The organism is Subtercola sp. RTI3 (genome assembly GCF_035018625.1).
GTDB lineage: Bacteria > Actinomycetota > Actinomycetes > Actinomycetales > Microbacteriaceae > Subtercola > Subtercola vilae.
This window is the reverse complement of the sequence record NZ_JASJXO010000074.1, coordinates 1-12,839: the sequence shown is the minus strand read 5'-3', so window position 1 is coordinate 12,839 and position 12,839 is coordinate 1. Positions and strand designations below refer to the sequence as shown.

At 65.9% G+C, this 12,839-nt stretch carries 13 protein-coding genes and 1 tRNA gene; 9 read left to right on the top strand and 5 right to left on the bottom strand.

Features of this window, described 5'->3' with window-relative positions; translation table 11 throughout:
• Positions 1–39: 39 nt before the first annotated feature.
• A complete protein-coding gene (locus QN358_RS17760; RefSeq protein ID WP_323513143.1) occupies positions 40–603 on the bottom strand; it encodes a 2'-5' RNA ligase family protein in 564 nt (187 codons plus the stop codon).
• A gap of 24 nt (positions 604–627) precedes the next feature.
• Positions 628–1,161, bottom strand: coding sequence for an adenine phosphoribosyltransferase (locus QN358_RS17755; RefSeq protein ID WP_323513142.1), 534 nt, complete (start codon positions 1,159–1,161; stop codon positions 628–630).
• Between the two features lie 109 nt (positions 1,162–1,270).
• Here QN358_RS17755 and QN358_RS17750 point away from each other — a divergent pair, with 109 nt between their 5' ends.
• Positions 1,271–3,106 carry an ABC-F family ATP-binding cassette domain-containing protein gene (locus tag QN358_RS17750; protein WP_136643609.1) on the top strand — a complete coding sequence of 612 codons (1,836 nt, stop codon included), beginning with the start codon at positions 1,271–1,273 and terminating at the stop codon, positions 3,104–3,106.
• A 68-nt stretch (positions 3,107–3,174) separates the two neighbouring features.
• Here QN358_RS17750 and QN358_RS17745 read toward each other — a convergent pair whose 3' ends face one another.
• Positions 3,175–3,675 carry a MarR family winged helix-turn-helix transcriptional regulator gene (locus QN358_RS17745; RefSeq protein ID WP_136643608.1) on the bottom strand — a complete coding sequence of 167 codons (501 nt, stop codon included), beginning with the start codon at positions 3,673–3,675 and terminating at the stop codon, positions 3,175–3,177.
• 127 nt (positions 3,676–3,802) lie between these two features.
• Here QN358_RS17745 and QN358_RS17740 point away from each other — a divergent pair.
• The 4 genes from QN358_RS17740 (at position 3,803) to QN358_RS17725 (ending at position 6,758) form a co-directional block, all read left to right on the top strand.
• A tRNA-Gln gene (locus QN358_RS17740) sits at positions 3,803–3,874 on the top strand.
• A 45-nt stretch (positions 3,875–3,919) separates the two neighbouring features.
• Positions 3,920–5,407 carry a bifunctional UDP-N-acetylglucosamine diphosphorylase/glucosamine-1-phosphate N-acetyltransferase GlmU gene (glmU, locus tag QN358_RS17735; RefSeq protein ID WP_136643607.1) on the top strand — a complete coding sequence of 496 codons (1,488 nt, stop codon included), beginning with the start codon at positions 3,920–3,922 and terminating at the stop codon, positions 5,405–5,407.
• Positions 5,408–6,385, top strand: coding sequence for a ribose-phosphate diphosphokinase (locus tag QN358_RS17730; protein WP_136643606.1), 978 nt, complete (start codon positions 5,408–5,410; stop codon positions 6,383–6,385).
• Positions 6,386–6,488: 103 nt separating this feature from the next.
• Positions 6,489–6,758 carry a mycoredoxin gene (locus QN358_RS17725; protein WP_136643605.1) on the top strand — a complete coding sequence of 90 codons (270 nt, stop codon included), beginning with the start codon at positions 6,489–6,491 and terminating at the stop codon, positions 6,756–6,758.
• A gap of 64 nt (positions 6,759–6,822) precedes the next feature.
• On the opposite strand, the gene QN358_RS17720 is transcribed toward QN358_RS17725, so the two are convergent.
• Positions 6,823–7,188, bottom strand: coding sequence for a hypothetical protein (locus QN358_RS17720; RefSeq protein ID WP_323513141.1), 366 nt, complete (start codon positions 7,186–7,188; stop codon positions 6,823–6,825).
• Between the two features lie 247 nt (positions 7,189–7,435).
• Positions 7,436–8,893 carry an NADP-dependent phosphogluconate dehydrogenase gene (gndA, locus tag QN358_RS17715; RefSeq protein ID WP_136643603.1) on the bottom strand — a complete coding sequence of 486 codons (1,458 nt, stop codon included), beginning with the start codon at positions 8,891–8,893 and terminating at the stop codon, positions 7,436–7,438.
• 106 nt (positions 8,894–8,999) lie between these two features.
• Between gndA and guaD the strand changes: the two genes are divergently transcribed.
• The 4 genes from guaD (at position 9,000) to QN358_RS17695 (ending at position 12,685) form a co-directional block, all read left to right on the top strand.
• Positions 9,000–10,397, top strand: a complete 1,398-nt coding sequence (gene guaD, locus QN358_RS17710; RefSeq protein WP_136643602.1) for a guanine deaminase — start codon at positions 9,000–9,002, stop codon at positions 10,395–10,397.
• Between the two features lie 6 nt (positions 10,398–10,403).
• Positions 10,404–11,396 (top strand): hypothetical protein, encoded by a 993-nt coding sequence (locus QN358_RS17705; protein ID WP_323513140.1) that lies wholly within the window; start codon positions 10,404–10,406, stop codon positions 11,394–11,396.
• Between the two features lie 9 nt (positions 11,397–11,405).
• Positions 11,406–11,927, top strand: a complete 522-nt coding sequence (locus QN358_RS17700) for a gluconokinase (RefSeq protein ID WP_237280538.1) — start codon at positions 11,406–11,408, stop codon at positions 11,925–11,927.
• 152 nt (positions 11,928–12,079) lie between these two features.
• Positions 12,080–12,685, top strand: coding sequence for a 50S ribosomal protein L25/general stress protein Ctc (locus tag QN358_RS17695; protein WP_136643600.1), 606 nt, complete (start codon positions 12,080–12,082; stop codon positions 12,683–12,685).
• The last annotated feature ends 154 nt before the right edge of the window (positions 12,686–12,839 follow it).

The following is a 12,839-nucleotide window of genomic DNA, read 5'->3' as shown; positions in this document are numbered from 1 at the left end:
AGATGTGTATAAGAGACAGCGGGGGAAGTGGGTGGCGGTTCAGGCGAGGGCGGTCAGCGTTTTGGTGGTGCCGTTCCAGTGCCGGAGGGCGACCGCGCGGCCGACGTGCGGCTGCGGGTGGGGCGCGGGCGGTTCGGTGGGTTGCGGGTGGGGCGCGGGCGGCGGCGCGAGCAGCTCGATGGCCGCCCCGAGTTGCGCTGGGGTGAGGCGGCTCGCGAGGGTGATGTGGGGTGTCCACCGGTCGACGGCAGTGAGCTCCGAGAGACCGATCAGGCCCGTGGCGGCCGCGTGCACCGCGGCGTGCAGCGCCTGCAACTCGCGGCTCACCACCACGAGTCGCGACAGCACCAGCCCCTTTGGCCCGGCTCCGAACACCGCGAATCCGCTGAGCTGCACCTCAGCCGGGAGCACCCCGGCCCCGACTGCGCCGACCCCGACCACGCCGACCTCGACAGCCTCCGCCGCGAGCAGCGTCACGTGCGGCGCATTGCTCGCGCCCGAGTGCCGCGCCTGGCTCGGCAGCCCCGCGAGCAGCAGGGTGTTCCACTCGGCGCGGATACGGGCATCCAGTGCCGCATCGAGCAGCAGTTCGATGCTCATCATGGCCAGATCACCGGATGCCCGCCGCTACGAAATCGTGAGCAACGCGTTGACGGGGTGAGCGCCGAGCGCCGCCCGCCCGCCGAGTTCGGCGAGCTCGATCGCGACACCCACGCCGACCACCACGTACCCTGCCCGCTCGAGGAGCCGCACTGCGGCAACGAGGGTTCCGCCCGTGGCCAGCAGATCGTCGAGAACGTAGACGCGCGAGCCCGGAGCGAGCGAGTCGGGCTGCAGCTCGATGGTCGCGGAGCCGTATTCGAGGTCATAGGTCTCGCTCAGCAGCGGCCCGGGCAGCTTTCCCTGCTTGCGAATCGGGTAGACGCCGATTGCCCGCGAGACGGCCGCGGCCGCCGCGAACAGAAACCCGCGAGCCTCGACCCCCACCACGGCATCGACGTCGGCGGGCATGGCTGAGGTCAGGGCATCCGTCACCCGGCGGAGCCCCTCACCGTCGGCCATGAGTGCAGTGAGATCGCGAAACAGGATGCCCGGCTTCGGAAAATCGGGCGTCGTCGTCATTCGGCGAGCGATCAGCTCGGCTACCGTCTCATTCGTCACCTCACGAGGGTAGCCGACGCGCGCGGGCGGGGTCTGCCGACAACGCAATCGGCGGCCCCGAAACCGCTGCACGGCAGCCCGCCACCTCAACCTGTGGTCAACTTGAGGGGTGGCACATCTACTGGGGGCCGAGTCCCTCCATCTCGAATTTCCGACGCGCGTCATCTTCGACGACGTCACACTGGGCATCAACGAAGGCGACCGCATCGGCATTGTGGGCCGTAACGGCGACGGCAAGTCGACCATGCTGCGCCTGCTCTCGGGCCGCATGGAGCCCGATTCCGGCCGGGTGACCCGCCGCAACGGCGTGACGCTCGCGATGCTCGACCAGGCCGACCTTCTCGACGGCACCAAGACCGTGGGCGACACGATCGTGGGCGGCATCGACGAGCACGTCTGGGCAGGCGACCCCATCGTGCGCGACGTGATCGCGGGCCTGGCAAGCGACATTCCGTGGGATGCCCTGGTCGACGACCTCTCCGGTGGCCAACGCCGGCGGGTGGCTCTAGCGGCCCTGCTCATCGGCGACCACGACATCATCTTTCTCGACGAACCGACAAACCACCTCGACGTCGAAGGCATCTCCTGGCTCGCAGGGCACCTGAAGAAGCGCTGGGCGACGAACTCGGGCGGCCTCGTGGTCGTCACACACGACCGGTGGTTTCTCGATGAGATCTGCACGGCCACGTGGGAGGTGCACGACCAGCTCATCGAGCCGTTCGAGGGCGGCTACGCGGCCTACATTCTGCAGCGCGTCGAGCGCGACACGATGGCGGCGACCATGGAGTCGAAACGACAGAACCTCATGAAGAAGGAGCTGGCGTGGCTGCGGCGGGGCGCTCCTGCCCGCACGGCGAAACCGAAATTCCGCATCGACGCGGCGAACGCGCTGATCGCCGACGAGCCACCCGCCCGCAACTCTGTGTCGCTCTCGGCGATGGCCATGCAGCGGCTCGGAAAAGACGTGGTCGACCTCGAGAACATCTCGGTGGTCTACGACGGCAAGAACGGCCCGAAGAAGGTTCTGCACGATGTCACCTGGCGTATCGCGCCGGGCGAGCGCACGGGCATCCTGGGCGTGAACGGTGTGGGCAAGAGCACGCTGCTCAGCCTGGTCTCGGGTTCGCTGCAGCCGACCACCGGCCGGGTGAAGCGTGGCAAGACGATCAAGGTCGCCACCCTCACTCAGCAGCTGTTCGAGCTCGACGACATTCTGAACGATCGCGTCAGCGAGGTCATCGGCCGCCAGCGCAGCACCTATGTCTCCGGCGGCAAAGAGATGACGCCCGGCCAGCTGCTCGAGCGGGTGGGTTTCACCGCCGCGCAGCTCTCGACCCCGGTGAAAGACCTGTCGGGTGGCCAGAAGCGCCGCCTGCAGCTGCTGCTCATCCTGCTCAGTGAGCCGAACGTTCTGATTCTGGATGAGCCAACCAACGACCTCGACACCGACATGCTCGCGGCCATCGAAGACCTGCTCGACACCTACCCGGGCACGCTGCTGGTGGTGTCGCACGACCGGTACTTGCTCGAGCGCGTCACAGACAACCAGTACGCGGTGATCGATGGTGGGTTCATCCACTTGCCGCGCGGGGTCGACCAGTACCTCGAGGTGCGCGCGCTGCAGCAGAGAAACGCTGCGCGGGGCTCGTCGGGCGACGGTTCGGGCGCAGGCAGCGCGGGCGGGGCATCCGGAGCCGGCAAGGCGAACGCGAAGCCGGCGCTGGCAGGAGCAGAACTGCGGGCAGCCCAGAAGGAGCTCGCTTCGGTGAACCGCAGGCTCGAGAAGTACGGCAGCCAGGTCACCGAGATTCACGCGCGGATGGCGGCTCACGACCAGAGCGACTACGCGGGGCTCGGCGCGATCTCGACCGAGCTCGACACCGTTCAGAGCACGCTCAGCGACCTCGAGGTGCGCTGGCTGCAGCTCAGCGAGCTGCTGGCATAGCGGCGCGGTTCTCGTGGGCGCAGGCGGGCGGCTGACGCCAGCAGGATGACGCGCCCGCGAACCGCACGTCAGTCGAAGTCGCGGCTGAGCTTGCGCAGCAGGCCCGCCAGGCGTTCCTGGTCGGGTTTGGTGAGGGCGGAGAGCAGCTTCGACTCGCTCGTCACGAGTTCGGCGATGGCCGCGTCGACCCGGGCGAGGCCCTCGTTCGTCATGGTCACGAGGATGCCCCGGCCATCGTGCGGGCTCGTACGGCGCTCGACGAACCCCCGGCCGACGAGCCGGTCGATGCGGTTCGTCATGGTTCCCGACGACACCATGGTCTCTTCGAGCAGGGCTTTGGGGCTCAACTGGTAGGGCGACCCGGCGCGCCGAAGTGCAGACAGCACGTCGAACTCCCACGATTCGAGTTCGCTCGAGCCGAACGAGGTTCTTCTGGCCCGGTCGAGGTGCCGGGAGAGCCGCCACACACGCGAGAGAACCTGCAGGGGGGCGAAGTCGAGATCGGGGCGCTCGCGTCTCCACGCGTCGACGATCTCGTCGACGGAGTCAGTGGATTCGGCATCGGGCATTTACTCATTATCCGGCTCTTTGACGGCGGTTTCTGCCCGGAAAGTTTGCTGGGATGACCTCAGCGCGTCACGCGAGGCCCGAAGCTCTGGCAGACTTGTTTACTGCACACGGCGCGCCGCTGTGCATTCCGCCTTGGTGTAACGGCAGCACGACAGCCTTTGGAGCTGTTAGGACTAGGTTCGAATCCTGGAGGCGGAGCAGTACGCGTCGAGGCGAGCAACCGCAGCAGAGAGTGAGAACCACGTGACCGACTCCCGACTCGCGATCATCATCCTGGCGGCGGGCCAGGGCACGCGCATGAAGTCCGAGACTCCGAAGCTGCTGCATGAGCTGGCGGGGGTTCCCATCGTGAGCCACGTGCTCGGCACGGCCCGCGAGTTGGATGCCTTCTACACCGTCACCGTGGTGCGTCATGAGCGCGACCGCCTCGTCGAGGTCATCTCCGAGCACATGCCCGGCGGGCTCATCGTCGACCAAGACGAGACTCCAGGCACCGGCCGCGCGGTGGAGCAGGCCGTGGCAGCGCTGCCTGCCGACTTCGACGGTGACGTGCTGGTGATCAACGGCGACACCCCGCTTCTCGACGTCGCGACGCTCTCCGGTCTGATCGCCGAGCACCGGCGGAGCCTTGCTTCGGCGACGCTCCTCAGCGCGTACCTCGACGACCCGTCGGGCTATGGCCGCATTGTTCGATCGGGTGCCGACTCGGTCATCCGTGAGTCGAACGGCAGGGTCGACCGCATCGTCGAACACCGTGACGCGACCGACAGCGAGCTGGCGATCAGCGAGATCAACGCCGGCGTCTACATGTTCGGTGTCGCCCAGCTCCGTGAGCTTCTGCCCCAGCTCACCACTCACAACGCGCAGGGCGAGAAGTACCTGACCGACATGATCGAGCTGCTGCGGCGAGCGGGGTCTGACGTGTCGGTGCTTCCGGTCGCCGACGCGTGGCTCGTGGCGGGTATCAACGACCGGGCGCAACTGAGTGAGGCCGCCGCCAAGATGAACGCCCTGATCATCCGGGGCTGGCAATTGGCTGGGGTGACGGTTCACGACCCGGCGACGACGTGGATCGACCTGAAGACCACCATCGAGCCCGACGTCACCATTCTGCCGGGCACCCAGTTGCGGGGGGCCACGGTCATCGCCCGTGGCGCCGTGGTGGGCCCCGACACGACCCTTCTCGATTGCGAAGTGGGCGAGGGTGCGATCGTGAAGCGGTCGGATGCCACGCTGTCGGTCATCGGGGCCGGCGCCACGGTGGGGCCGTTCTCCTACTTGCGGCCGAACACAGTACTGGGTGCCGACGGCAAGATCGGCGCATTCGTCGAGACCAAGAACGCCCAGATCGGTGACGGCAGCAAGGTGCCGCACCTGTCGTATGTGGGCGACGCTCGCATCGGTACGAACTCGAACATCGGTGCCGGCTCGATCTTTGCCAACTACAACGGTGTGACGAAGAGCGAGACGGTGGTGGGTTCGAACGTGAGAATGGGCTCACACAACGTCTTCGTCGCCCCCGTTACAATTGGCGATGGGGCGTACAGTGGCGCCGGAACAGTGGTGCGCAAGAACGTTCCGGCGGGGTCGCTCGCGATGAACGTGGCCCCCCAGAGAAACCTCGAAGGATGGGTTGCAACCCACCGTGCCGGCAGTGACGCCGACCGGGCAGCCCAGCAGGCGAACAATTCACTACAATCGGCGCCCGACGCTGAGAAAACCGGAGAATAAGTGTCTGAGATCACGGCCGAAAATGAGAAGCATCTGGTTCTGGCAACCGGACGAGCTCATCCCGAACTCGCGGCGGCGATCGCAGCCGAACTCGAGACAGGCCTGATCTCCACGACCAGCCACACGTTCGCCAACGGCGAGTTGTACGTGCGTTTCAACGGCAGCGTTCGCGGCAGCGACGTGTTTGTCATCCAGTCTCACACCGACCCGATCAACGAGTGGCTCATGGAGCAACTCATCATGGTCGATGCTCTCAAGCGAGCATCGGCGAAACGCATCACCGTGGTGGCGCCGTTCTACCCGTACGCCCGCCAAGACAAGAAGCACCGCGGCCGCGAGCCCATCTCCGCGCGCCTCATCGCCGACCTGTTCAAGGCCGCCGGTGCCGACCGCATCATGTCGGTCGACTTGCACGCACCGCAGATCCAGGGCTTCTTCGACGGCCCCGTCGACCACTTGTTCGCCATGCCGGTACTCATGGAGCACATTCGCAAGACGTTCGACCTGTCACAGCTGACGGTCGTCTCACCCGACATGGGCCGTGTTCGCGTCGCTGACGTGTGGAGTGACAAGCTCGGCACCCCGCTGGCGATCATCCACAAACGCCGCGACCCGCTGGTGCCGAACCATGTGTCGGTACACGAGATCGTGGGCGACGTCAGTGGGCGCTGGTGCCTGCTGGTGGATGACCTGATCGATACCGGGCGAACGATTGTCGCGGCATCCGAAGCCCTGAAGAACGCGGGTGCAAAGGGTGTCATCGTGGCGGCGACGCACGCGGTCTTCTCCGACCCGGCGAGCCAGATTCTGCAGAGCGACTTCATCGACTCGGTTGTCGTGACCGACACACTGCCCATTCCGATGGAGAAGCGTTTCGAGTCACTCACCGTGCTGCCGATCGCGCCGCTGTTGGCGCGGGCGATTCACGAGGTCTTCGACGACGGCTCTGTCACGTCGATGTTCGACGGCGACGCGTAGGCGCGTTCGTACGGCCAACCGCGCTAGCCCAGCCGCGCGAGTTTGGCCGCGCGAGCCCGGCCGTACGCGAAATATTTGATGACAATGGCAGGTTGAGAACGCTATGACGACAACGACTGAGTACCTTCCGGCGGCCGAGACCATCACGATGTTCTCCACCTCGTGGTGCGGCTACTGCAACCGGTTGAAGAAGCAACTCGACAAGGATGGCATCGGCTACACCGAGATCAACATCGAAGATGTTGCCGGTACGGCCGAGTTGGTTGAGGCGCTGAATGGCGGCAACCAGACGGTTCCCACTGTGCTCTTTCCTGACGGATCGAGCGCAACGAACCCGTCGGTGTTCGAAGTGAAGTCGCGGCTCGGCCTCTAGACCCTGACCCCGGGCCCGAACCGAGGCCCGGGCCCACGCCCCGCCCGAATGGATCCACCCAGGCTCAGCCCGGCAGCGTCGCCTGCGAGGGATAGGTGGGAATCAGCCCGAGCGGCGCGACCGGCCTCCGGTCGCCGCCGTACGCGCCCACCGAATAGCACTGCCACCCGATGCCGCCTTGGCCGAACAACTCGAACTTCGCGTTCGCGCCGGTGGCGCTCGGCGCCCGATACGCCACGTTCGCAGCACACGCAGCCTGTGCGGTCGCCTTCGCGAGGCCATAGGTGGTCAGGATGCCCGGCAGCACCAGCGCCGCAATCCCCAGTATCACCACGACGCGCATGAACGTCTTCGCGCGGGCGCTTCTCAGGGGCTTGGCGCCGTGCGGCTCGTAACCCGCCAGCTCGGGCTCGTCGTACGTGTCGCTCATCGGCAGACGGCCTCGAGGGCTCGCGCGGCTCGTGTCACGACGTGCGGCAGGGGTCGTGGCTGTGCCGTCAGGGGTGCAGTGGCCATGCCTAAATTATGCGCCTCCTTCGCGGGGCAAACCGAGCCCGCTGCATAACGATCAGTCAGCGAAATGGGTACAAAAACTGCCGTTTGGCGCTGAATTGGTAAAAAAGCCCAGCAGCCGCGCGATTGCGCGACCACCGGGCCTTTCGTTCGGCGAGAACGGCCTAGTGCGAGCTACCCTCGGACTCGATCTCGCTTCGGTCACCCGACCACAGCGTGTGAAAAGTGCCTTCCCTGTCGACGCGCTTGTACGTGTGCGCCCCGAAGAAGTCGCGCTGCGCCTGCACCAGCGAGGCCGGCAGGCGCTTCGACGCGAGCGAGTCGTAGTAGCTGAGAGCTGACGAGAAGCCGGGCACCGGGATGCCCGACAGCGCTGCTGTCGACACGATACGGCGCCACGCCGCCTCACCATTGGCCACGGCCGAGGCGAAGTACGGGTCGGCCAGCAGCGTCTTCAGCTCGGGGTTGTTGTCGTACGCCTCGACGATGCGGTTCAGGAACTGGGCGCGAATGATGCAGCCACCCCGCCAGATCTTCGCGATGTTGCCTTTGTTGATCTCCCAGCCGTACTTCTCGGCGCCGGCGATGATGGCGTCGAAGCCCTGCGCATAGGCGACGACCTTCGAGGCGTACAGCGCGGCGTTCACGTCGTCGGAGAACGACTCGCCCACCTCGACGGGGGTGGGGCGCGACGTGATGACGGCTTGCGCCGCCTCGCGCTGCTCGGGGTGGCTCGACACGGCGCGGGCGAACACGGCCTCGGCGATGCCGCCGACGGGTACGCCCAGGTCGAGGGCGTTCTGAACGGTCCAGACGCCGGTGCCCTTCGAGCCGGCCTGGTCGAGCACGATGTCGACGAATGGCTTACCGGTCTTTGCATCGACCTGCTTGAGCACTTCGGCCGTGATCTCGATGAGGTACGACTCGAGGTCGCCCGAGTTCCACTCAGTGAACACGTCGGCGGCTCCCGCGGGGGAGAGGCCGCCGATCTTGGTGAGCAGGTCGTACGACTCGGCGATGAGCTGCATGTCGGCGTACTCGATGCCGTTGTGGATCATCTTCACGAAGTGGCCGGCGCCGCCGGTACCCACGTGCGTCACGCAGGGTTCGCCCTCGGCGATGGCGGCGATCGACTCGAGAATCGGGCCGAGCGTCACGTACGACTCGTTCGAACCGCCGGGCATGATCGAGGGGCCCTTCAGCGCGCCCTCTTCGCCACCCGAGATGCCGGTGCCCACGAAGTGGATTCCCCTGGCCGTGATGGCTTCTTCTCGCCGAATGGTGTCGGTGAACAGTGCGTTGCCGCCGTCGACGATGATGTCGCCCTCGTCGAACAGGTCGGCCAGTTGCGAGATGACGGCGTCAGTGCCTTTTCCCGCCTGCACCATGATGATGGCCGTTCGCGGTTTGGTCAGCGATGCAACGAAGTCTTCGATCTTCTCGCTGGCCACGAAGCCGGCTTCAGGATGCTCGTCGGTGAGCAGTTTCGTACGTTCAGGTGAGCGGTTGTACACCGCCACGGTGTTGCCCTCTCGGCTGGCGAGGTTGCGCGCCAGGTTCGAGCCCATCACGGCAAGCCCGACAACACCGATGTTCGCTGTCGCTTCGCTTGTTTCAGCCATAAGTTTCCTCCAAAGAATTGCCCTTTCCAGCGTAGCGGTTTAGTACGATCTGACCCGGGGCCACTGTTGTGTCTGGTGTTGCCTCAGACGCAGGGAAGGCAGAGCAATGACCGTTCGCGGAATTCGTGGTTCTTTTTTTGATTTCATAGACGACCCATGGAAGCATGTGGGCGACGAAGAGGCCTCGGCGAGATTTCTCGCAGACGGCCTGCTGGTCGTCGACGACGGCATCATCGTCTCGTTCGGCCCCTACAGCGATCGAGCGGGCGAGTACGCCGACCTCGAGATCACGCACATCGAGCACCGCATCATCACGCCGGGTTTCATCGACGGGCACATCCACTTTCCCCAGACCCGCGTGCTCGGCGCCTTCGGTGAGCAGCTGCTGCCGTGGCTGCAGAAGTGGGTCTTCCCCGAGGAAGCGCGGTACGCCGACCGCCAGTACGCCAAAGACGGCGCGGTGCGATTCTTCGACAACCTGCTCGCCTCTGGAACGACAACGGTGCAGGCCTTCACGAGCACCGCTCCCGTCTGCACCGAGGAGCTCTTCGAGGAGGCGTCGCGACGAAACATGCGGGTCATCTCGGGACTCACCGGTATCGACACGAACGCCCCCGACTACTTCGTCGACACGGCAGACGCCTTCTATGCCGACAGTAAGACCCTGATCGAGAAGTATCACAACGTCGGCCGTAACCTCTACGCCATCACACCGAGGTTCGCGTTCGGCGCCAGCCCCGAGTTGCTCGAGCGATGCGCGCAGCTGAAGACCGAGCATCCGGATGCCTGGGTGCACACTCACATCTCAGAGAACCCCGCCGAGATTCGCGGCGTCGGGGTGGTTCACCCGGGTGCCGACGACTACCTCGCGGTGTACGAGAAATACAATCTGGTCGGTCCGAAGTTCACCGGTGGTCACGCGGTCTGGCTGTCGAACTCCGAGTACAAGCGCCTTCACGACGCAGAAGCGTCGGTCACGTTCTGCCCCAACTCGAACCTCTTTCTCGGCAGCGGCATGTTCCGGCTCGGAAAGGCGACCGACCCCGACCAGCGCGTGCGCATGACGTTCGGCACCGACATGGGCGGCGGCAACCGGTTCAGCATGCTCGCTGTTCTCGACGGTGCCTACAAGGTCGGGATGATCAACAACACCCTGCTCGACGGCAGCATCGACCCCTCTCTGAAAGACGCCGCCGAGGCCGAGCGCAACAAGCTCTCGGCCTATCGTGCCTTCTGGTCGATCACGCTGGGCGGGGCCGAGGGGCTCTACATCGACGACCGTGTCGGCAGCTTCGACGTCGGCAAGGAGGCCGACTTCGTTGCCCTCGACTGGACGCAGGGCCCTCCCGGTGCCGACTGGCACTCGACACTCATTGCCGACGGCGGAGACCCGGTGACGATGGATGATGCCGCCAACATGCTCTTCGGAATCATGATCGTCGGCGACGACCGTGCCGTCGATCAGACCTGGGTGATGGGCGAGCGCGCCTACCAGAAGGCCTAACAGGCCATGACCAAGGGGGAGACGGTCGCTGCAGGTGATCGGGTGGCGGGAGCGCCCGTCTCGCTGATCATCCAGCGCCGCATCGTGCCGGGCAGCGATGAGGCCTACCGGGCGTGGGAGCTGAAGCTCGGGGCGGTTCTCGCTGCGTGGACCGGGTTCATCGACCGCACGGTGATCGAGCCCTCGCCGCCCGCGCAGACCGACTGGGTTCTCGTGCAGCGCTTCGAGAATGCCGAGGCCGCACAGTCGTGGTTGCAGAGCGGCGAGCGTGCGACGCTCTTCGCGGAGATCGAGCACATCTTCGTCGGCCAGGAGGAGTTCCACTTCGTCACGGAGCACCAGCGCCAGGTTCCGGCGGCCGCCTCGATCATCGTCACAAGCAGGGTTCCGGTTGACCGCGAGAGTGAGTTCCTCGAGTGGCAGCGTCGCATCTCGGCGGCCGAAGCGAGTTTTGCCGGGTTTCGGGGGCACAAGATCGAGCGGCCGACTCCGGGCTTGCAAGACGATTGGACGGTCATCCTGAGCTTCGACAGCGACGAGCACCTGAGCGCCTGGGTCGAGTCGCCGCAGCGCACTCGCCTGCTCAGTGAGGGCGAGTCGTTCAATGCGCAGATGAAGGTGAGTCGGTCGCGCTACGGCTTCTCTTTCTGGGACGGCAGCCGTTCGGGCGTCGACACGCCGTCGCGACTGGCGATCTTCAAAGACAACCTGCTGGTGCTGCTGGTGCTCTATCCGATCGTGTTCCTGTTCGGCTTCTTCATCAGCGCGCCGCTGCTGGAGGCGAACGGGGTGCCGTTCTGGGCGAGCCTGTTCATCGGTAACGTCTTCAGCACGCAGCTGCTCGGCTGGGTGGTGGCGCCGTGGATCTTCCGCGTATTCGGGTGGTGGCACGCGGAGCACATCTCCCGGGGGCGAAACCTGGCGGGGTACGGGATTCTGATCGTGTTGTACGCGGCGCTGATGGGTCTCGATGCGTGGCTGATCGCGCTGCGCAGTTAGGCTGACCGGGTGACTTCCCTGCCGATTGTGAAACTGCCGCCCACCGTCGTCATGGGCGTCTCGGGGTCGGGGAAGACGACCGTCGGGTTGGCTCTCGCGTCGGCGCTCGGGGTGTCGTTCATCGACGGCGACGACCTGCACCCCGCTGCGAACAAGGCAAAGATGGCCGCCGGTACCCCGCTGACCGACTCCGATCGCCAGCCCTGGCTCGCGGCCGTCGGCCAGGTGCTGCACGGCGAGCCGGGTCGAGGCCCCGTCGTGGCATGCTCGGCCCTCAAGAAGGCGTATCGAGACGCCCTGAGAAGCTTCGCCCCCGACACCGTGTTTCTGCACCTCGCAGGCGGAAGTGCGCTCATCCGGGCCCGCATGGTGCACCGCGAGCACCACTTCATGCCCGCAGCGCTGCTCGACTCCCAGCTCGACACCCTCGAACCGCTGCAGACCGACGAGCGCGGCTGTGTGCTCGACACAGGGCAGACGCCGGCCGCCATCGTTGGCGACGCGGTCGCATGGCTACGGGCATCCGTGTAGACTCAAGCACTGAACTTCGGCGAGGGATGCCCGGCATCCGTAATCGACGCGGTAGAAGAGGCTTTACGTCTTTCCTCACGCTGACGCGTTCGAGTTGAAAACACTTTGCAAACCCAATCGACGCGGGGGCTGACCCCGTGAGGAGAACAATCATGGCTGACGACAACAAGATCGTTGCGGAAACCCGCACCTCATTCGGCAAGGGCGCGGCTCGCAAGCTCCGTGCTGCCGGCAAGATCCCCGCAGTGATCTACGGCCACGGCGCCGACCCCCAGCACGTGAGCCTGCCCGGCCACGAGGTCTTCCTGCTCATTCGCAAGTCGAACGCGCTCATTGAGCTCGACATCGAAGGCACGCCTCAGCTGGCGCTCGTGAAAGACGTTCAGAAAGACCCCGTACGCCAGATCATCGAGCACCTCGACCTGATCGCCGTTCGCCAGGGCGAGCGTGTGCAGGTTGAAGTTGCCGTTCAGGTCGAGGGTGAGCCCGTCTCGGGTGCCACGGCCGACCTCGACACCTTCGTGCTGCTGCTCGAGGTGCTGGCCACCAACATCCCCACCCGCGTCACCGTCAACATCGAGGGCGCCGAGGCCGGCACCCAGATTCTGGCGAGAGACATCGAGCTGCCCGAGGGCGCCATTCTCATCGGCGACGAAGACCAGCTCATCGTGGCTGTGTCGATCCCCGAGGAGCAAGACCTCGGTGACAGCCTCTCGGCTGGCGACGCGTCGACCTCTGACGCTCCGAAGCCCGCGTAGTCGTTCTTCGTTCATCTCCTTCGTGGGGGGGGGGGGGGGGGGGGGCGGGCCCGGGGGGGGGGGGGGGGGGGGGGGGGGGGGGGGGGGGGGGGGGGGGGGGGGGGGGGGGGGGGGGGGGGGGGGGGGGGGGGGGGGGGGGGGGGGGGGGGGGGGG

Bases quoted from the DNA above. Each gene is read 5' to 3' on its own strand.
- QN358_RS17760 (WP_323513143.1), bottom strand. From the start codon at position 603: ATGATGAGCATCGAACTGCTGCTCGATGCGGCACTGGATGCCCGTATC.
- QN358_RS17745 (WP_136643608.1), bottom strand. From the start codon at position 3,675: ATGCCCGATGCCGAATCCACTGACTCCGTCGACGAGATCGTCGACGCG.
- QN358_RS17725 (WP_136643605.1), top strand. From the start codon at position 6,489: ATGACGACAACGACTGAGTACCTTCCGGCGGCCGAGACCATCACGATG.
- QN358_RS17720 (WP_323513141.1), bottom strand. From the start codon at position 7,188: ATGAGCGACACGTACGACGAGCCCGAGCTGGCGGGTTACGAGCCGCAC.
- gndA (WP_136643603.1), bottom strand. From the start codon at position 8,893: ATGGCTGAAACAAGCGAAGCGACAGCGAACATCGGTGTTGTCGGGCTT.
- guaD (WP_136643602.1), top strand. From the start codon at position 9,000: ATGACCGTTCGCGGAATTCGTGGTTCTTTTTTTGATTTCATAGACGAC.
- QN358_RS17705 (WP_323513140.1), top strand. From the start codon at position 10,404: ATGACCAAGGGGGAGACGGTCGCTGCAGGTGATCGGGTGGCGGGAGCG.
- QN358_RS17695 (WP_136643600.1), top strand. From the start codon at position 12,080: ATGGCTGACGACAACAAGATCGTTGCGGAAACCCGCACCTCATTCGGC.